This is a genomic window from Ochrobactrum sp. S1502_03, assembly GCF_044435015.1.
GTDB lineage: Bacteria > Pseudomonadota > Alphaproteobacteria > Rhizobiales > Rhizobiaceae > Brucella > Brucella chromiisoli.
The window spans coordinates 189,179-208,075 of sequence record NZ_JAYEXN010000002.1; the positions used below are offsets into that span (position 1 = coordinate 189,179).

The following is an 18,897-nucleotide window of genomic DNA, read 5'->3' on the forward strand; positions in this document are numbered from 1 at the left end:
TATGAATTTACCTAGAATTGCGGTGCCTGCGCGAGCGGGCATTAGCGCTCGCACGCCCGATGCTGTTTTGGAGAAGTGGGACGCCTCGATTCTCTCCGCAGATGCAATCGGCGACAATGTGATCTCAATCTATGATGTCATCGGCGAAGACTTCTGGACTGGTGGCGGGTTTACGCTCAAGCGGCTAGACGCAGCCCTCCGAACCATTGGACGTCGCGACTTCGAAGTTCACATCAATTCACCAGGCGGTGATATGTTTGAAGGGGTGGCGATCTACAACAAGATCCGTGACCACGCTGATGCAAACAATTTGTCGGTCAAGGTTAAAGTGCTTGGTGTTGCGGCAAGTGCTGCCAGCGTTATCGCGATGGCAGGTGACGAGATCGAAATCGGCGCATCCGCGTCCATCATGATTCATAATTGCTGGACTGTCGCTATGGGCAACCGTCGTGACTTTGCGGAAATGGCAGTCACGATGGAGCAGTTCGATGCCAACATGGCATCCGTATATGAAGCCAGAACCGGCAATGATGCTGACACTGTGGCCTCCATGATGGATGCAGAAACTTGGTTTTCTGGTCAGGCAGCAATTGATGCTGGTTTTGCTACTGATTTGCTACCGGCTGACCGTATCAAGTCGGAACCGAACACAAAAGCGCAAGCGCTTCGAGCTGAAAAGCAAACCGAACGCGCTTTGAGGCTTGCTGGCGCATCCGCCAGAGAAGCCAAAACTACTATCTCAGACATGAAAAAGGCCGCGCGCGATGATGCCGCTGAGCCCAATTCCAACGTTGACGTTGCTCAGTCTGAATACGCCGCACTCGCGGCTTCACTTACGAAATTAACGTCAGCGCTAGGAGTATCCCATGACTGACATCAATACTGTAACGGCCCTCATTGAAAAGCAGGGCGAAGCCTTTGAAGCATTTAAGGCCGAACACAATAAAGCTCTGGCAGACGTTCGTAAGGACGTTGTACAGTCTGAAAAGGTCGATCGTATCAATGATGAGGTTGGCAAGCTTAGTGCTGCGCTCGATGAGGCCAATCAGAAAATTGCTGCGGCCCTTCTAGGCGGTCACGACAACGACAATCATAAGCCTGATAGCGCGCACGCTAAGGCTTTTGAGCGATTCTTCCGTCGTGGAGACGAAGCTGGACTGGACGCCTACTTCCGCGAAAATCCAAAGGCTGCAATGAATGTCGGTACTCCAGAAGACGGCGGCTACACAGCTCCTACGGAGTGGGATCGTTCTATTATCGATAAGCTGAAGATCATTTCGCCAATGCGTCAGATCGCAGCGACACAGACGATCAGCGGCAATGGCTTCTCGAAACTGTATAACGACCGTGCGACTGCATCCGGTTGGGTTGGTGAAACCGCCGCTCGCCCTGAAACCACTACAGCGAAGTTCGCAGAAGTGAAGTTTAATACCGGCGAGATTTATGCAAATCCGGCAGCAACTCAGCGTCTTCTTGATGACTCCGAAATTAACCTCGAAAACTGGCTTGCTGGTGAAGTCGAGACTGAATTCGCGTTTCAGGAAGGCCTTGCCTTTATCTCTGGCAACGGCACGGACAAGCCAAAAGGTCTTCTGACTTATACTACTGCTGCTTCTCATCCTTGGGGCGCTATTCCAGAAGTGAAGACCGGCAAAGCGGCAGAGCTCACGCTCGACGGTCTTGTTGACCTTGTCTATGATCTTCCGAGTGAACGCACACCAAATGCGCGTTTCGCTATGAATCGTAAGACGCAGGGTGCAATCCGTAAGCTGAAAGATGGCAACGGTAATTTCATCTGGCAGCCAGGACTTCAGTCGGGTCAGCCCGCGACCGTCCTTGGTCATCCAGTGACCGAGTTTGCCGCGATGCCTGATATTGCCGCTGGTGCGATCCCAATCGTGTTTGGCGACTTCAGTGGTTATCTGGTCATTGATCGTACCGGCATTCGCATCCTTCGCGATCCGTACACCAATAAGCCGTTCGTGCAGTTCTACACGACTAAGCGAGTTGGAGGCGGTGTCGTAGATCCGACGGTGTTCCGCTACCACAAGGTCGCGGCTTAACGAACAAGGGCGCTCTTCGGAGCGCCCGCCATTTGTGAGGCACGATGTCGGTTACACTCGAAAAGTTCAAAAAACATATCCGCGTGGATTACGACGATGATGATGAAATCATCCAGGCTTATCTGGATGCGTCTAAATCGTGGGCTCTCCATTACGTTCGTCGAGAGACGGTTCCAGTAGGCGCAGAGTTCGAATTTGACGCGGCTATTATGCTGCATGCTGCCAGCATGTACGAGAACCGTGAATCTGACATCACCGGCACCATCCACACAGAAATCCCAACGGCGCGGCGGCTCATCAACCCGTTTCGCCTGATGTCTGTCTAGGAGGCGGATATGTCATACATTACTAAAAACTACTCTACCGACGGCGGTGACACGCTCGTCATCGGCGGAACTCTGAAAGTTGAAGCCAGTGCAACGGTTGAAGGCCTTGAAGGTGGCGGCGGCTCAACCGCATGGGCCGACATTACGGGTAAGCCAGCCACCTTTGCACCAGCGATTGGTGCAACGGCAACTACTGCCGCTGCTGGCAACCACAACCACGCAGTGACAGCCGACTCTGGAAGTGGTCTTGCGGCAGCTGCGAATATTCAGGCTGCGTTTATTGCGTTGTCGACACGCGTTAAGGCGCTCGAAGACGCCGCCGGCTAATGCCTCACGTCCGCTTCTCCGAAGACTTCGACTGGAAGCCGCTCCCGCAAGTCACCATCGCTTATAAGGCTGGCTGGTCGGGCCTCGTCACCACACCGTGCGCAAATGCTGCAATCGAACGAAACAAGGCTGTTCGCCTGAAAACTCCGAAAAAAGGTGAGAAGGATGGCGACACGTAAAGGCGCAGGTGCGCTCAACAACATTGTCGTCTTTCAGCAGCGTGAAGCGGTGAGAGACGAAGGTGGGGGCACAAGCCAAGAGTGGGTAGACAAGTTCGAAACTGCCGCTCGTTTACAACCTCGCCTTGGTTCTGAAACCGACATTGCGGCCCGCACGCAGGGTATCCAGCCTTATACGATTGTCGTTCGAAGCGAACCACGGACACGTGACGTCACGCCCTCCTGGCGGGCTAGAAACAAGCGAACCGGCATCTTTTACGAGATCCAGTCTTGTGCGAACCCCGACGAGGTTAATCAGTACATCGAAATGCGCGCTGTAATGCAGGGTGGTGGTTGATGACTATCGGTGCTCGTATTCTGGGGCTTGCTAAACTCGAACAGAAATTCAAGCGGATGCCGAAAGTCGCTCGCGACATGGTTCGTGGTGCGATGGAGCAGGGCGCTGAAGATATTTGCGACATGATGCGCAACCGCGTTGCCGTCGATGACATGTCGCTCTACGAAAGTATCGGCTGGACTTGGGGCAAGGCTCCAAAGGGCAGCATGGTTATAGCGACAGTCGAAGCCAGCCTTGCAGCTGATTGGACTATCACGATATATGCTGGCAACAATGAAGCTTACTACGCGCGCTGGGTTGAATTCGGCACGGTAGGCTTTGCCAACAAAGGCATGTTCCCCGGCACAAAAAACCCCGGACAAGGCAAGCAACCCTTCTTCTACGTCTCATGGCGAGCCAAGAGAAAAGAAGTTAACCGCCGTATTCGTCGAGCCATCACCAAAGCAGCGAAAACAGTAGCCGCAGGAGGCTGATGGATGGACCCTGTATGGGAACTTCAAGCCGCGATCTATGCGCGGTTATCGCAGAATGCTGCGCTGACAACGCTAATCGGCGTCGACAAGGTCTATGACAATCCTCCCGCCGATCCTAATGGCAATATACCGGCCGCAACTTATCCGTATGTTTCATTCGGCAGCGCTTCATCTTCTGATGACAGTGCCGATTGCGTTGATGCGGTCGACGTTACTTTTCAAATTAACTGCTGGTCGTCTTTGCCAAGCCAGAAACAGGTCAGGCAAATCGCCGACGCTGTGACCAAGGCACTTAGACGATGGGAACCGACGCTCGCCGTAAACGCAATAGTCACCTTCGATTATTGGCGAACTGACTACATCCGCGCTCCCGGCATCAATCAGGCGTCGATCCAATACACGGCCGTCATTGAGACGCCGTAGTTCGCGCCGCAACCACCACCAAAACACGAGGACCAATATGGCCCAAGCTACGACGATCAAGTCGGGCAAGATCCGCGTCTTGCTCGGCAATGACGCCACCCCGACAGTTTACTCCGCACCCTGCGGTTTTACGCAACGCTCGATTACGATTACAAAAGGCCTTGAAGAGGTCAATATTCCAGACTGTACTGACCCAGATAAAGTTGATTGGGTAGGGCGCGATGCAACTAGCCTTTCGATGGGTATTAGCGGTGAGGGTGTTCTTGCCGCTGAAAGCGTCGACGACTGGCTGGATGCTGTCGATAGCATCGATTCCATTCCTGTTAAGGTGGAGTGGGAATTCCCTACAAAGACAATCGTGTGGACAGGTTTCATGCATGTTGAAAGCATGGAAGTTGGCGCAACCAACGGCCAGCGGGCGACGAATAACGTCAGCCTGCAGTCGGACGGTGTGATGGTTCGTACGTCTACCCCGGCTGGTGGCTAATGCGGGATGCATCGATTGAGCTAACCTGGGCGGATGATGATTACAAATTCCGCCTTGGGTGGAGCGAACTTGAAGCACTTCAGGAGGCCTGCGACGCGGGCCCCTGGGTTATTCTTGAGCGCTTGATTTCGAAACAGTGTAACGTTGGTGATATTTCTAATGTCATCAGGCAGGGCCTTATCGGCGGCGACATGAAGCCGACCGACGCAACCAAGCTTGTACAGCGCTATGTCGAAAAACGTCCGCCTGCCGAAAACTTGCTGTTTGCCATTGCGATATTGCAGGCTGGCATTCAAGGCGTACCGGATGAACCTGTGGGGGAGCAGGGAGCGGCAAGTCAGAATCCATCGATAGTCTCCCCAACGGAAAGATCAGATTTGCCGCCATCTATGGAAACGGTGCAGTTCTAGGCTATACGCCGCAAGACGTTCGACGAATGTCGATGTGGCAGTACATGGCAGCGCTTGATGGTTACATCAAGGCGAATACCCCAGACGAGCCAGGTAAGCTTTCAGAATCCGAAAAAGACGATCTTTGGGATTGGATTAAGGCTGGGTGATGCGTTTTATTGATGGGCGACACAATTGCTCCCAAAAAGGTATCTATTTAAATTCTTTGCGTATCGACTCGTCGTATATATCGTGAAATTTACAATTTTCTTTAACCCATTGATGCGCGTCTGGTGAAAGGGCTTGAATGATAATCATGCCATTTTCATAATGCTTCAAAAGGTTCCAAGAAAGTATAGGTTCATGGTGAGCGATGCGGTTTCTCAAGTTACGCAGTGGGGTCAAGTCACGATTGAGTTTTTTTCTTGTGAGGGATTGGTTTTTTTTAAACGGTCGGTGAATAGCCTGGATCCACAGGTCTTCATTGTATTCAGATCCAATACATGTTGTCCAAAACCCAAACGTTAACGAAGCGACTAATCTTCCCGGCTCTATTGGTTTGCGATCACTCACTAGCCTTAACTTAGCTTCACTGATTTTCTGGCGTTGGCTGATGGTTTTTATAACTCCCACTTGATCAAACCAATCGTGACCATACTTTGTTGTCAAAGCAAAGTGGAAGCCATTCCTCAGACATATTTCAAGCATATGAAGTAAGATATACATTGCGTTTGAGACTTGGGCATTTACTGCATATAGTTCGTATGCACGTTTAATATCCCCGTTTGCGGCGTCAATGTAACGGCCAATTCTTTCCGCTGATAAGGCAGTCCCCAACCCATCAAAGTTATCATTGTTCGCATTATGTTCGTTGACAACGTCAACCTGAGTGTCTATAGAAGTCATGTACCCCCCGGCCCGGCCTCTGTCGATTAAGCCCTGGTGCTTGGTTAGTTAAGCCGCCGGGGGCAGCCATCTTTTAACATTCTTATTTAGTATGTGCGACATATAATTTGTCGTCTTGATGCGTTCACCTATGCAAAAAAATCAGTGTTCGTCGCGCTTTATGCTTATCCGCCCTTGTATGTTGCGGCACTGCGCCAAGCTATGATTGCGGCTCCTTGCGATCGACCTTCATTCTCTATTCATTCTTCACCGAAGAAGAGCTAGCTGAATTGCTGGTCGAATTCGAGGAAGATCCAAGTTGAAATACTAATAAGTAGGCGCTCTATGTGTTGAAGATCGCCTACTTATCTTCACTGTGCCGAATCATTGGTAACTTGTCAAAATGGTCCTGAACCGCTTTATCAAGCTTACGCAGTCCACTTGCCAATTCTGGCTCGTCTTTGATTGCATATGAATCAGCGTAGCTTGTCACCGCCGAAGCGAGTGTCGGGATCATAAGGCCTGCGTCTATTAATATCCTGATAGCCTCGCCTCGGGACCTAATCCTGTGCGCGAAAGACCAGTCATCAACAGCCTCCAACTCTGAAGGCGTGAGCATAACTGCAATTCGCTGATCTTTAAGCTCTTTTGTCATGCCGATGTAATAACCCAAGTTTGCAACTTGGGCAAGTTTGTTGACATGTTCATTTCTTCATGGCAACTTGTGCAAGTGTGAATGTTGCACAAGTTGCGGTGAGGCTGTTGGTAGCAGTCCTCACCGCTGGCCCCAGAAGGATTGAAAAATGACCAGAGCCGATACGATTGATACCAGAAGATTGATCTCTGTCGCAGACTTAAATACCGAAATTGACAAAGAACCGCGTGTTGTTGACGTGCGTCTTGGCGAGGCTCTAGGCTTTGCTAGGCCGCGTAAAATACGAGAGATTATCGAAAGAAACCTCGAAGAAATAGAGGTTTATGGCTCTAGCGCCCCACGGCGGGGCGCTTATCGCGGCCAGTCTTTCACGGAATATTTCCTGAATGAAGGTCAGGCGCTACTGATTTGCATGTTCGCGAAGACGGTTGCAGCCGCAGCAGTTCGCAAGGCTCTGATCGATGTGTTCATGGAATACCGTCTCGGACGAGTCGAAAAGCCGGTCAAAGTGCAGGCGCACAACCGTCGCACATCAACGAAGATTGATGACGCGCTTCGTCTCAAGCAGAACGTTGACAGACTAGAGAGGGTTGCAGCTTCATTACAGCAACCTGAGCCGAAGCCCCAAAATGTGTGCGCCATGATAATTGACGGCGAACCAGTCTGGGTTGACGTAAACAAATATGATGGAGATGGGCGCGCCGTTGTGATTGAGCATGACGGACGCATGAGTATTCAGAATGTTGAGCGAGAACAGATACGGTTACGCCCGTTTGGAGCGCGAACCGCACTTGGTGAACGATTCCGTTCACCTCACGGTGGTGTTTGTCGTAATTCAGTTGCCGTTGTCGGGATGCTCATAGACCAAAGCCGACCAATGGCCGCTTTGCCGGATATGGGCGCTACGATTGATCATGAGCCGATGGCGAAAACACGAGCGCCATATAAAGAAGATATTCTCAGGTTGCTACCAACGGGCATGTCAATGTCTGCGATTGCTCAGAAGGTTGGCTGCTCTACTGAGGCTGTAAAATATTGGCGGAGGAACACGGCAGTGCGTTAAGGCAGTTTGCCGGTTTTGAGAAAATCAACGCAATCTTGAATTCTTTTTGACGCTAGGCGCTTGTCGCTTGGCGTCTCATCTGGCGGGCCGTTCTGCGCAATTGCATGGCAATTGGCAGCGAACTGTTGTCGCTCAGCTTTCTGTCCACTCCAAAAATAGTAGCCGACGAACGCGATAATCGCGATGCAGGCTGCACCAATCAATAATTTCATCAGCTTCCCCAAGCTCGCATTCGTGCGGGCTTTTTTCTTATCAGGACATCGTTGATCATGGCAAGAACCGACCTTGAAAGTCTGGTTGTTCAGCTTTCTGCTGACTTCAAGTCGTTTGAAAAAAGCTTGGCGCGCGCCAACGATGTTTCAAATCGTCAATTTAATGCAATTGAGCGTCGTGCACGCCAGATGAATAAAAATCTGGATGGCATTTTTACGCGATCATTTAGCGGCTTAACGGCGCCACTCGCCGGAATAGGCGCCGCGCTGGGTGTCGATCAGCTTCGCAAGATGACTGATACGTGGACGGATATGACGTCCCGCGTAAATCTCGCCGCAGGGTCAATTGATAAAGGGACGGAGGTCATGGGGCGCCTCGGAGAGATGGCGCGCCGTACCTATTCCGACCTTACTCAAACCGCTGAAAGCTACCTTTCAAATGCCACGGCACTGAAAGAACTTGGTTATAACACAGATGAATCACTCAATTACACCGAAGCACTGAACAACGCACTCGTTGTGTCTGGCGCCAAAGGAGATCGCGCCGCACGAGTGATCGACGCTCTCGCCAAGGCTATGGCGCTCGGAAAACTTCAAGGCGACAACCTCAATACGGTTATTGATTCAGGCGGGCGTGCTGCAGAAGCGCTAGCTGCTGGTCTTGGAACTACCGTGGGTGGGCTGCGCAAGCTCGGCGCGGAAGGTAAAATCACAGGCCAAGACATCGTGCGCGGCCTATCGAGCCAGATGGAGAAACTACGGCAGGAAGCATCTGACATGCCTGCTACCATCGGCGACGGTTTCACTCTACTGAATAATGCTCTGTTGCAGTACGTTGGTAATGCCGACAGTGCCGCTGGTGTCTCGGCCAAGATCTCCGAAGCACTGGTTATGATTGCTGACAACTTCGACAAGGTTGCTGATAATGGATTAAGGCTTGCAGGGGTTATCGCTGGCGCCTTGGTTGGTAGATCGCTTTTTGGCATGATCCGTACACTTGGACTTGGAATAACGGCTCTTGGTCAATTCAGAAAAGCACTCGCCGCGGCTCAGACAATGGGCGGCTTGGCTACTGCTTTTGGTGGCCTTGGCGCAGCTGCTGGTCCAGTAGGCATGATTATTGGCGGAGCGGTTGTCTCATCGCTCATTCTCTACAATAACACCGTGGGCAAGGCCAGTGAGGCGTCAGAAGTTTATGCTGCAGCCCTAAAAGAAGTTCAGGACGCTGCAAAAAACACAGGCGATGCAGTCGAAGAGGCGGGCGGGAAAGTCGCCCGCGGGCTCCCTGAGAAGCTTGAGGGCGGCATCGCTTTTTCGTTGGAAGAAATAGCACAAGCCACTCAAACAGTTACAGATCAGTTCGATAATCTTCGAAATGTTAGTTTTGAAGGCGTCCCGCAAGATGAAGTCGATAAGGTAAGATCACTTGGCGAACAGTTCCGTTCAGGTGCAATTACTGCGCAAAAGTTAGCATCAGAGCTTGACGGCATCACACGCGCAAACCCTGCCTGGGAATCTTTCACAAGTTCCGTGGAGCTTTTCGTTGGTAAGCTGGTTGAAGCAGAGAAAGCCGCCCGCCTATTACAGGCAAGGCTGGCGGACACGCGTGCCGATATGGGGCGCTCCGCTAAAGATGATGTTATCCGAGTTGATTTGAATGCAATCGCTGCGAGCAACTACGAAAAAGAAGCTCTCCGCAAGGCCTCCTTGAATAAGAAAGAACACGCTCTGGAAATGGAGCGTATTCGCGTTCGCAATGATGCGATCAAGGATGGCACGAAGTTAACAGAAGAAGCTATCGACCGCATCGCGAAAGCCAATCTTGCTGCACAGGAAAGCCGAACAGCCGAAGGTAAGAAGCCGAAGAAGGAGAAGAAGGGAAAAGATACGCCCGAAGAGAAGTTCTCTAAAGGTGACCTTCAGTCAATCTCGGATCGCACCGCCGCGCTTGTCGCTGAGACTGAGGCGCTCCGTCAGCTTAACCCTTTGATTGACGACTACGGCTTTGCTGCTGAAATGGCTCGAACTGAGCAAGAGCTTCTTAATGCAGCTCAAAAAGCCGGTATAGAGCTTACACCAGCCCTCAAGGAAGAAATCAGGCAAACTGCTGAACAGTGGTCACTAGCAACCGTTGAGGCCAATAAGCTTGCAGAGGCTCAAGGCGAACTTCGTCAAAAGGCGGAAGAATGGCGCGATGCAGAGAAAGATGCATTGGGTGGCCTTGTTTCTGACCTTGCTGCTGGAAAGAATATGGCCGACGCCCTTGCCGATGCGCTCCAGAAGGTTCTCGATAAGCTGTTAAGTTTCGCTTTTGACGGTTTGTTCGACGGCATTTTCGGCAAAACGGGCTCAATCTTCGGCGGTCTGTTCCGCAAGGATGGTGGTCCGGTCAAAGCGGCAACGGGTGGCCTGATCCGTGGCCCCGGTGGTCCGCGTACCGACAGCATTCCAGCAATGCTCTCGGATGGCGAATACGTCATTAATGCCAAGGCTACAAAACAGAACCGCGCGCTGCTTGAGGCAATCAACAGTGGCCGGTCGCTCGCTCTTGCTGGTGGCGGTAGGGCTTCGTTGAAGGCTCCAACCATGCCGATTTTGCAGGCACCTTCACAGGCGCGATCTGCGCAATCAGCCCCACAGGTTAACATCAATATCGCGAGCGCCAGCGGTGACGATTATATCCGATCGGTCGTGAGGGACGGTGTTAATCAGGGGCTTCGGCAGTACGACAAATCAGGCCCGATGCGATTTGCGCGGGATAGCAAGCAGGCGAACCGGAGAGGGTTGGTGCGATGATCGATCTTCTCTCAACGGTCCGATTTGTCCCGTCATACCCGCAGCTGGTCATTCCAACCAGTCAGACAAAATTCGGCGGTCGGGTTCTCTCGACCGTTGAATATGCTGACCGATATCGGACTGTGGATATGGAAACGCTGCCGATGAAGGCAAGCGAGGCTGTCCAGCTTCAGGCGTTCATCGCAGCCGCACAGGGCGGCATGGAAACGATTGTCTATCGTCCGAAGCATATCTGCATACCGAGGAAGTACTGGGGCGATCCTAACAATTCACACATAACCGGCACCGCATCACGCGGTACGGTGACGGGTGGTTACACGGTTCAATTGACCGGCGTTATGCCGGGGCTGCAATTGATGGACGGCGATATGTTCTCGCTCAAGAGCGGTGACTATCGACAGTTCTTGCAGGTCGCATACGGCGGCGGCGCTACAGCGGTCAGCACTCAGATGGTTGTGAAAGTCGATCAGCCGATTGCATCTTACATCGCAACCGGAGCAACGGCCCGTTTCAAGCAGCCGGAAATGAACACTCGGCTTGTAAAAGACAGCTTTCAGATGACGAAGGGTCCGCGACCTACTGCGACCTTCCAGCTGATCGAGGTGCCGAAGTGAACGAGGGAAATATGGAACAGGAAGAAAGAGATTTCTTCGGTTTTACTCCGAAGATGACTAAGGTTTTGGAGCGCGAGCTTTCAGATTTCGACGGGTTTTGTCTAACTGAGGTGGTAAAAAAGGCATATCAGGAAGTGAAGAAGCACGATCCATCTTTTTCAGTATTAGATAGGCTGTAACATCGATCGAGCACATGCCTATGTCTTCACAATCGCTAACGAGCTGGTGGATCTCTTGCTTGTCAAAGCGATCTTCATACTCCCTTACTTCGCCTTTTGCATATTCAGTGCGGAGCACTAAGTGTTCGCCCTCTTTATTCAGCGATCCGTGAACGAAGTAGTTTCGGTGTTCATTTAGTCGCTCTAGCGCAACCGAGATTAGTCTTACATGCTCTTCAATTTCTGTGTGTATCGACTTTGATGATGCCGCTCTCAGAGCAAACCAAAGTGATTGTCCGTTTAACTCGTTCGTGACTGCTTGAATTCCTGGCGGACTGCCAAGTAGACGATTGAGAAGCAGCTTTGAGCTGTTCTCGGCATTATTCCAAGCGATTACAAGGGAACCGACTAAATGTTCGATGCTAATATCTTGTAATGGAAATTGGCGCCGATCGGGCCGATTGCCGGGATGCTTCTTACCTTTTGACATGAATGCCCCTCCGCCTGGTCATCAAAGCCAAGTCGTAACCAATAGTCGTTTAAACTTTCCTACAAATTGGAGGCTTCATGGCTTTCCCAACTCGTCTACAGCAATTGCTGGAAGAGGGGCGCATCGTCGTGCGTTCCCTTGGTGATTTCCACTTCGGTACCGGCTTCTGGTACATGTGGAACGGGTCTTCTAATCTCACATGGAACGGCAATACCTATATCCCGAACCAACTTCTCTCGATAGAAGAGCCGCCTTATCAGATGGGCGCGGAAGCCCTGCCTATCACCATAACCATGCCTACAGCGGCTGATTACGGTGTGACGCCTGATAAGCTGGCCCAGATTGAGAGCGTTGATTACAAAGGCCGCACGGTCATTCTGTATGATGCTTATTTCGACCCTGATACCCGCGAACTGCTGCATGTCGAGCCTATGTATCGCGGGTATATCGATACCATTGATCACGTCATCGACGGCGGCGAAATGGTTCTTAAGGCCAACATCGAAACGTCTGCGCTGGAAAACCACCGTGACGGCTATCGCACCGCATCGCATGAAGATCAGCAGCTTATCTCACCGGGTGACAAGTTCTTTGAATACGCCTCAACCGTGAAGCGCGAGAACTTCTACATCACGCCTTATCAATAAGCCTATTCATCAGGAAACATCGTCAATGAAAGCTGCTCTGACTGCACACGAAGGTCATGTGCTGGCGTGTCTGCGTAATTGGACAAAACGGCGCGTAGTTGATCCATTGCTTTTTTCAAAAGAAGCTCTTCTATCTGCGAAAGCGTTAAATCGTCGTGGGATTGTATGCGCAGATCAATTGAAACGCCTTGAAGCACTGCCACGTCGCCAGCTTCGTCGGGTAGGTTGAACTCGACTTTCCCGCCAATAATGCCGTTTTCAATATCGAATTTGGTGATGTCTTTGACGATGAATTCCATTGATGCGGCTCCCCTTCGCATAAGTGCGATCTTAGATAAGCACACCCTTTCCAACTAAGGCAACAGATATGCATCCACAATGGGAAAAACGCCTCGTGGCTGTCACGGAGGCACACTTAAACACGCCTCTGGTCTGGGGCAAATCTGATTGCCTTCTGACCGCCTGCGACGCGATTGAAGCCATGACTAGCGTTGATCCGGCTGCGGATATTCGAGGCAAGTACAAGAGCAAGGCCGGTGCTTATCGCCAGATTAAACAGCGTGGCTATGACAGCCTTGGTGCGGTTTTGGCTGATCGGTTTGCAGAAATCCCGGTCGCAATGGCTGGGCGCGGCGATGTTGGCATTTACCAGAACACGGTCGGCTACTTCTGTGAATACGGCTTCGCTGTGAAAGGCGAGGACGGTTTGCGTTTCCTGCCACGCATGATGGCTGAGCGAGCTTTCAAGGTTTCCTGATGTTTTACATTCTGGCTATTTTATTCGCTCTGGTGGCAACGCCAGCGGCTGCGGAGCCTGTTTCGATTATTATCGGGGCAATAGGCTCAGCGGCTTCGTGGCTTGCGAGTGGAACTTTGCTCGCCAATATCGTGCTTGGCGGCTTGGCGGTCGCAGCTAAGTATGCCTTGGGAACAATCTTCCAGCAGAAGCCAAAATCACAGGCATCCGCGACCGAAGTTAAGTACGGCGAAAACCTCGTGCGTGAGGTCGGTATGGGCGTGTTTGGCACTATGGGCCATCACGTCTATCGAAATGCGTTCGACAAGGGCAATCATATTGTCCAGGACGTGTTCAAGCTGTCTGACTTCCGCTGCCTTGAGCTGTTGCGCGTTCAGATGGATGGTGAGTGGAAATCGTTGTCTCCTAATCAGCAAGGCGATGAAGGCCGCATCTATGGTCAGCGTATTCTTGGCGTGAAGGACGGCGGTCAGTGCTTCGTGCGCTTCTATCAGGGGACCCTCGACCAGACTGCCGACCCTGCATTGATTGCTTATGCTAATCCGGCTGGACGTTGGACCTCAGCGCATCGCGGCGCTGGAATGTGCTATGCGATTGTCACAACAATGACAGACGTGGACAATCTCACATCCGTTCCGAACCTCATGTTCGAGGTGCGTGGCGCTCCGCTTTACGATCCACGCAAGGATAGCTCGGTCGGCGGCTCCGGTTCACACCGCTGGAATGATCAAAGCACATGGGCTTTCTCCGATAACCCTGCCGTGATGATGTATAATCTGGAACGCGGCTTGTTTAACGGCACAGAGAAGATTGTCGGTCGTGGTGTGGATGCAAGCCGCCTGCCTTTGTCGGAATGGTTCACTGCGATGAATATCTGCGATGAAACCATGTCAGACGGCAGCAAGCGTTATACGGCTGCTCTCATTGCGTCCTCTGGTGATGGCGTCACCCACGAAACCAATATGACGCCTTTGCGCGAAGCATGTGCATGTTCGTGGATTGAAGGCGTATCGGGTGAATATCCGATTGTCGGCGCAAATCAGGCGATTGTTGCGACGATCACCGATGATGACATTGCATGGGAAAAGTCGGTCCAGCTTTCGTTCTCACGCACACGCACGGAGTTGGTGAACACAGTAGCGGCTTCATATGTCAGCCCAGACCTTTTCTATGAAACCACGTCGCTGACAACCCGCATTGATGCACTGGCGCTTGCACAGGATCGTGAGCGGCTTGCATCCAAGGTCGATTATACGGCTGTTACAGATCATCGCGTGGGCGACCGTTTAGCGGATATTGCTATTCGTGCATCTCGGTATCAGGCCAATGGCAGCTTTACAATTCATCCGAAGTTTCTTTCGCTTCAGGTTGGACAGTGGGTGCAATGGCAGTCTGATCGCTACAACCGCACGGTTAAGTTTCAGATCCAGTCTAAGTCTCTCGGTGCGATGGGTAGTGACAGCGTTCGCGATGTTTCTATCTCTTGGCAGGAGGTTGGAGACGGCATCTTCGACCCGACAGCCTATGAAACCAATCCGCCTATACCGATCCCGAATGGTCAGCCGGATTATCAGGCGCAGCTCTCTAATTTCAATGCCATACCCAACAAGGTCATCGGTGACGATGGTCAGGAACACCCCGGCATTCGTCTATTCTGGGATGAAATCACTGATACGACCATTGAAGGCGTTGAAATCCAGTATTGGCCGGAGAATGACCCGTCACAGATATTCACGGCTTATGTGCCGCGTGATGTGACTGTGTTTCAGATCGTTAACGGACTGACGAGCAAATCTGAATGGAACGTTCGCTATCGTCTCAGAGTAGCCGCAGGAACGCGTCCTGTCGCTTGGTCGGCTCCAATCTTGGTCCTGACACAAGAAACGTCTGGCGATGACAGCCCGGTCGATTACGGGCAGCTGGATGATGATCTGACAGGCCTTGTGAACTGGATCACGGAAGATAGGCGCGAGTTAGTTCGTCAGGCGCAAGAGAACGCTCTGGCGTCCGCCAACGGCCTGTTTGGGGCTTATGCAAATATCCAAAGCCTAAGCCGCCAGCTCACCAGTACGTTCGGGAATGCCAGAGCTTCGTGGAAGGAAGACATTTTCGTTGCCACAGGCCCGAATAGCGCGATTGGACAGCAACTTACACGCATAGATGCTGAACTGTGGACTGATACCGGAGCGAGTGTCCTTGAACTCTTTCAGGCTCGTGTTGACGGCGTTGAGGGCGATGTAACAGCCATTTCTAACGCGGTTACACAGGTCAACGCATCAGTTGATGGCAACGTCTCAAGCGCAACTTGGCGCATGACGGCAACCTCTGGAAGTGGCGGTTCGTCCACAAAAATATCAGCGTTCGCCAGAGTTGGAACCTCGGACAGTTGGAAAGAGGCTGGTTGGTTTGTCAACGTCACGCCGACAACCAGTCAGTTTGTCGTCATTGCCAATCAGTTTGCGATTGCAAACCCCGGAGCAAGCGGTGGGTTTACTTACCCATTCGTTGTTCAAAATGACGAGGTTTACGCCATGAACATGCGCCTCGGCACTTTGAGGTTCGACCGTCTTTTGTCGAACAATAGTAAGTTTGATGCTCGTGGTGACGGTAACAACGCTTATCTGAGGATTATCGTCTAATGGTCAGTTGGTTCGTAGGCTGGAAACCCGGCGTCGGCGCAGTTATGAAGGTGACGAAATACGATGCTGACTGGCCTTTAGACGTACCGAACGATGCGCATAATCGTTTCTACTTCAACTCAGAGGCAAGTAACCTCTCTTATGTGTTTTCCCATTTCCAGACATCGGGACAGTTGAATAAAGCTAACTATCCCGATGGAAACAGAGGCCTTGTAACTGGAGCGTTATCTGACCCTTGGGTAATTCGATCATCAACCGGAAGCTTTAGTACAAACGAGTACAGAATTTACTATTGCATTGGCCGTGTGGCTAATCTTGATGGAATAATACCATTTGCTGAATGTAAGTTCGTAGATGCAAATGGCCGGGTTCGAATTCTTTACAGCAATAAGCCGAGTGGAGCATCTGGCTATTTTCAAGGCGTCACGAATACCGCTGTAACTGCAAATGTTTATCCTGAAAGCCATCAGGGGAAATTCGATTATCAGGGCATTGATGCTGGTTTTGGTTATTCGGGCTGGGCTATCCGGCCAACAACTCAGGCTTCAGGGGCATATGCCTACATAGCTGGCGATCAAGATTTCATGTCAGCAATGATCTGGGATTTGCCCTGTAACAATGTGCCGATCCCTAAGCCATCCGGAATGCCCATCAGTGGGCAGATCATGTTTGAGGCTTCACCGTCGCGCATAAAGCTGGCCCGTCCCGGCTTCTCAATTGATACGGCGTCTGGCCGTCAGCTCATTATGGACAGCGATAGAACGCCTATCAAAGTTGTCATGATGGGTACGACCGCCCAGATCGACCCGGGACAAAGCTTGTTTGTTGCAAAGCCAACATCGATCGATTTTGATCTTTCGCCCTCAATGGTCTGCGATACGATTTGCAGTTTAAACGGCTGGGATTTTGCTATTCCGCCAGTGAACCTTAATAGTGGTACAGGAGGCGAAAGCACTCAGGCTCATTATGTCGTTGAAGCTGGTGGCATCCGCTTTTCTGTAACTGGTTCGCACTCGGTTTCAATCAGATACATGCTCTATGCAACAGGCCGTCTTGGTTACACAACGGGCGGCAGTGCGGTGATCCGCAAGGTTGAAGGCCAGTACCTGCAAATCAAAAGACCGGGATCAAGTGACGTTGCGCCGGGATATAACGACATTCTACTCGATACTCGTTTTGCCGCCGTGACTGTTCTTGCGGAAAACTATGTACCCGCGTCAAGCTTTTCGTCAGGAGCATCCGTTCATTGGCGCTATGGCGACTTAGGGCATCGTATTAATTTCGACAGCCAAGGCCTCTTTGTGTTCCCAAAGGTCATATATGATTTTGGAAACTTTTATCGAAACGGTACCCATGACATGCAGTTTAGAACGGATGGCAGTGGCGTTCCTGACGTGTTGAGATACTCGACGTCAACAGTCGTGCGGGATGATCATATCGTTATGCACATGACGCCCGATGGCCCGACTGGTGGCGTAGCAGATAGCTTCCCACGTCCAGTAGGCGCTCGCTACTTCATCCTCGGCGCGGCAACGCTCTAACATTCCAAACTTCGGAGAATACTATGGCAATCCTCTCGGATTATACGAGCGGAACGATTTCGCTTGCGCAGGGTTCGGTTACTGTAACCGGCACAGGTACGCTTTTCGAAGTCACCCGCTTTCGTGAAGGTGACACGCTTCAAATACAGAACCTGACCGCAGTCATCGCGAGCGTGAACAGTGATACGTCGTTGACGCTTACAGAGCCTTGGACAGGATCGACCATCGTTGACGGTCCTTATCGTGCTCGACAGTTGGGCGATATTTCCCGGTATCCTACACAGGCCGCAACCATCATCGACCTGCTGGGCAATGGTGTTCTCACGAACATAGCAGAGATACCCGTTGAAGAAGGGAAGCTGCTGCGCGGTAATGCTGCGGGTCAATATGAGGCTGTACCTGAGGATGAAATCGGCATCCAAGACCCGAACGGCAGTCTGGCGAAGCTGGCCAGCTTGACACTCGGCAATCGTCAGATATTGCAGACGGATGAGAATGGGGCGCTGAAAGCCATAGCGATCTTAGCAAACAAAGCGCTTGTTACGGATGAAAATAAAGACCTTCAACAGATCGACCTTGGAACGTTCGGTCGTGCGTTGCTGACGCTGACCGCAGGCACAAACGCGCAATACGTGCAGGGTGATGGGACGTTGCAGAGCAAGGACGGTCTGCCTATTAGTACCGCTACACAAGCAGCGCTTAATTCCAAGATTGGTGTAGGGCAAGTTCTACCAGCGATAGCATCGGGGGGAGCCGGTGTAGTTGGTATGTATGCTCTTCTTCGTTGGGGTGGTGACGGTGTAGCGACCCCCGGCACGACAACATCCGGCTCAAACCTCAGTATCACCGATGGAACGGGCAGCAATTGGGGGTCAGCGCCTCAAGGATCGTGGCGGCTAATGTCGGGCAGTGGTACTTCTAGTGACCAATCAAGACTAGGACTTTGGCTTCGTTACGCATAGGAGTTGCAAATGCTGAAAATTATTTGTGTGAAAAAACCTAGATGGGGCAGTGCAGACAGGCATGCGTTAGATGTTGATGTAATGTTTGAAGAATATGAAGAGCTAGGACTTCAACCCTTCTCAACACAAGCGTCAGCTGACACAGAACACGGATTAGAGATTTGGGAAAAGGCAATGTCTGGAGAATATGGGCCCATTGCTGATTACGTAGCATCAGAGCCGAAGCCTGTTGTCGTAGTTATCCCTGCCGTCACACTCTGGGAGCGCCTGACGGAAACAGAAGCCGAACAGGTTGCAGATGTTATGGCAACGCAACCATTTCGCACTCGTCAGATATTCAATAGCGCTTTAACGTATCGATCAGATCACGAGCTTTGGCCGTTGCTTGAGCAGATGGCGACTGAGTTGTTTGGTAATGCGAGAGCCGCTGAACTTCTGGCCCCATAAGTAGCCACCACCAACCCACCCGACCGC

At 51.6% G+C, this 18,897-nt stretch carries 24 protein-coding genes; 20 read left to right on the plus strand and 4 right to left on the minus strand.

Features of this window, described 5'->3' with window-relative positions; all coding sequences use genetic code 11:
• Position 1 precedes the first annotated feature (1 nt).
• From VBH83_RS03015 to VBH83_RS03065, 11 genes are read left to right on the plus strand one after another with little or no spacing between them, the layout of a single operon-like run.
• Positions 2-874, plus strand: a complete 873-nt coding sequence (locus VBH83_RS03015; protein WP_396996281.1) for a head maturation protease, ClpP-related — start codon at positions 2-4, stop codon at positions 872-874.
• On the plus strand, positions 867-2,063 hold the full coding sequence (locus VBH83_RS03020; protein WP_396996283.1) for a phage major capsid protein: 1,197 nt from the start codon (positions 867-869) through the stop codon (positions 2,061-2,063). The genes VBH83_RS03015 and VBH83_RS03020 overlap by 8 nt, the downstream gene beginning before the upstream one ends.
• 44 nt (positions 2,064-2,107) lie before the next feature.
• Entirely contained in the window at positions 2,108-2,389 is a 282-nt protein-coding gene (locus VBH83_RS03025; RefSeq protein ID WP_396996285.1) for a head-tail connector protein, read from the plus strand.
• Between the two features lie 9 nt (positions 2,390-2,398).
• Entirely contained in the window at positions 2,399-2,716 is a 318-nt protein-coding gene (locus tag VBH83_RS03030; protein WP_396996287.1) for a hypothetical protein, read from the plus strand.
• On the plus strand, positions 2,716-2,895 hold the full coding sequence (locus VBH83_RS03035; RefSeq protein ID WP_396996289.1) for a hypothetical protein: 180 nt from the start codon (positions 2,716-2,718) through the stop codon (positions 2,893-2,895). The genes VBH83_RS03030 and VBH83_RS03035 overlap by 1 nt, the downstream gene beginning before the upstream one ends.
• Complete coding sequence (locus VBH83_RS03040; protein WP_396996291.1) at positions 2,882-3,232, plus strand: head-tail adaptor protein; 351 nt, start codon at positions 2,882-2,884, stop codon at positions 3,230-3,232. The genes VBH83_RS03035 and VBH83_RS03040 overlap by 14 nt, the downstream gene beginning before the upstream one ends.
• Positions 3,232-3,705 carry an HK97 gp10 family phage protein gene (locus tag VBH83_RS03045; RefSeq protein WP_396996293.1) on the plus strand — a complete coding sequence of 158 codons (474 nt, stop codon included), beginning with the start codon at positions 3,232-3,234 and terminating at the stop codon, positions 3,703-3,705. Before VBH83_RS03040 ends, VBH83_RS03045 begins: the two co-directional genes overlap by 1 nt.
• 3 nt (positions 3,706-3,708) lie before the next feature.
• Positions 3,709-4,128 carry a DUF3168 domain-containing protein gene (locus VBH83_RS03050; RefSeq protein ID WP_396996295.1) on the plus strand — a complete coding sequence of 140 codons (420 nt, stop codon included), beginning with the start codon at positions 3,709-3,711 and terminating at the stop codon, positions 4,126-4,128.
• Positions 4,129-4,165: 37 nt separating this feature from the next.
• Positions 4,166-4,615: a phage tail tube protein gene (locus VBH83_RS03055; RefSeq protein ID WP_024898778.1), complete on the plus strand. Its 450-nt coding sequence runs from the start codon at positions 4,166-4,168 to the stop codon at positions 4,613-4,615.
• A complete protein-coding gene (locus tag VBH83_RS03060) occupies positions 4,615-5,025 on the plus strand; it encodes a gene transfer agent family protein (RefSeq protein ID WP_396996297.1) in 411 nt (136 codons plus the stop codon). Before VBH83_RS03055 ends, VBH83_RS03060 begins: the two co-directional genes overlap by 1 nt.
• Before the next feature lie 26 nt (positions 5,026-5,051).
• Entirely contained in the window at positions 5,052-5,174 is a 123-nt protein-coding gene (locus tag VBH83_RS03065) for a hypothetical protein (protein WP_396996299.1), read from the plus strand.
• A 43-nt stretch (positions 5,175-5,217) separates the two neighbouring features.
• On the opposite strand, the gene VBH83_RS03070 is transcribed toward VBH83_RS03065, so the two are convergent.
• Positions 5,218-5,910: a hypothetical protein gene (locus VBH83_RS03070; protein WP_396996301.1), complete on the minus strand. Its 693-nt coding sequence runs from the start codon at positions 5,908-5,910 to the stop codon at positions 5,218-5,220.
• A 782-nt stretch (positions 5,911-6,692) separates the two neighbouring features.
• On the opposite strand from VBH83_RS03070, the gene VBH83_RS03075 reads away from it, so the two are divergent.
• A complete protein-coding gene (locus tag VBH83_RS03075; protein WP_396996303.1) occupies positions 6,693-7,607 on the plus strand; it encodes a hypothetical protein in 915 nt (304 codons plus the stop codon).
• Here VBH83_RS03075 and VBH83_RS03080 read toward each other — a convergent pair.
• Positions 7,604-7,819, minus strand: coding sequence for a hypothetical protein (locus tag VBH83_RS03080; protein ID WP_396996305.1), 216 nt, complete (start codon positions 7,817-7,819; stop codon positions 7,604-7,606). The two genes, VBH83_RS03075 and VBH83_RS03080, sit on opposite strands and share 4 nt — an antisense overlap.
• Positions 7,820-7,876: 57 nt before the next feature.
• Between VBH83_RS03080 and VBH83_RS03085 the strand changes: the two genes are divergently transcribed.
• A complete protein-coding gene (locus tag VBH83_RS03085) occupies positions 7,877-10,615 on the plus strand; it encodes a tape measure protein (RefSeq protein ID WP_396996307.1) in 2,739 nt (912 codons plus the stop codon).
• Complete coding sequence (locus tag VBH83_RS03090; RefSeq protein WP_396996309.1) at positions 10,612-11,229, plus strand: hypothetical protein; 618 nt, start codon at positions 10,612-10,614, stop codon at positions 11,227-11,229. Before VBH83_RS03085 ends, VBH83_RS03090 begins: the two co-directional genes overlap by 4 nt.
• 57 nt (positions 11,230-11,286) lie before the next feature.
• Here VBH83_RS03090 and VBH83_RS03095 read toward each other — a convergent pair whose 3' ends face one another.
• Positions 11,287-11,877, minus strand: coding sequence for a hypothetical protein (locus VBH83_RS03095; RefSeq protein ID WP_396996311.1), 591 nt, complete (start codon positions 11,875-11,877; stop codon positions 11,287-11,289).
• A 77-nt stretch (positions 11,878-11,954) separates the two neighbouring features.
• Here VBH83_RS03095 and VBH83_RS03100 point away from each other — a divergent pair, with 77 nt between their 5' ends.
• Positions 11,955-12,524 carry a hypothetical protein gene (locus VBH83_RS03100; RefSeq protein WP_396996313.1) on the plus strand — a complete coding sequence of 190 codons (570 nt, stop codon included), beginning with the start codon at positions 11,955-11,957 and terminating at the stop codon, positions 12,522-12,524.
• A gap of 2 nt (positions 12,525-12,526) precedes the next feature.
• Here VBH83_RS03100 and VBH83_RS03105 read toward each other — a convergent pair whose 3' ends face one another.
• A complete protein-coding gene (locus VBH83_RS03105) occupies positions 12,527-12,823 on the minus strand; it encodes a hypothetical protein (RefSeq protein ID WP_396996315.1) in 297 nt (98 codons plus the stop codon).
• Between the two features lie 68 nt (positions 12,824-12,891).
• Here VBH83_RS03105 and VBH83_RS03110 point away from each other — a divergent pair, with 68 nt between their 5' ends.
• From VBH83_RS03110 to VBH83_RS03130, 5 genes are read left to right on the plus strand one after another with little or no spacing between them, the layout of a single operon-like run.
• On the plus strand, positions 12,892-13,281 hold the full coding sequence (locus VBH83_RS03110) for a DUF6950 family protein (RefSeq protein WP_396996317.1): 390 nt from the start codon (positions 12,892-12,894) through the stop codon (positions 13,279-13,281).
• Positions 13,281-15,920 carry a phage tail protein gene (locus VBH83_RS03115; RefSeq protein ID WP_396996319.1) on the plus strand — a complete coding sequence of 880 codons (2,640 nt, stop codon included), beginning with the start codon at positions 13,281-13,283 and terminating at the stop codon, positions 15,918-15,920. Before VBH83_RS03110 ends, VBH83_RS03115 begins: the two co-directional genes overlap by 1 nt.
• Positions 15,920-17,461: a hypothetical protein gene (locus tag VBH83_RS03120; RefSeq protein WP_396996321.1), complete on the plus strand. Its 1,542-nt coding sequence runs from the start codon at positions 15,920-15,922 to the stop codon at positions 17,459-17,461. The genes VBH83_RS03115 and VBH83_RS03120 overlap by 1 nt, the downstream gene beginning before the upstream one ends.
• 23 nt (positions 17,462-17,484) lie before the next feature.
• On the plus strand, positions 17,485-18,423 hold the full coding sequence (locus VBH83_RS03125; protein WP_396996323.1) for a hypothetical protein: 939 nt from the start codon (positions 17,485-17,487) through the stop codon (positions 18,421-18,423).
• Positions 18,424-18,432: 9 nt separating this feature from the next.
• Positions 18,433-18,870, plus strand: coding sequence for a hypothetical protein (locus tag VBH83_RS03130; RefSeq protein WP_396996325.1), 438 nt, complete (start codon positions 18,433-18,435; stop codon positions 18,868-18,870).
• Positions 18,871-18,897: the final 27 nt, after the last annotated feature.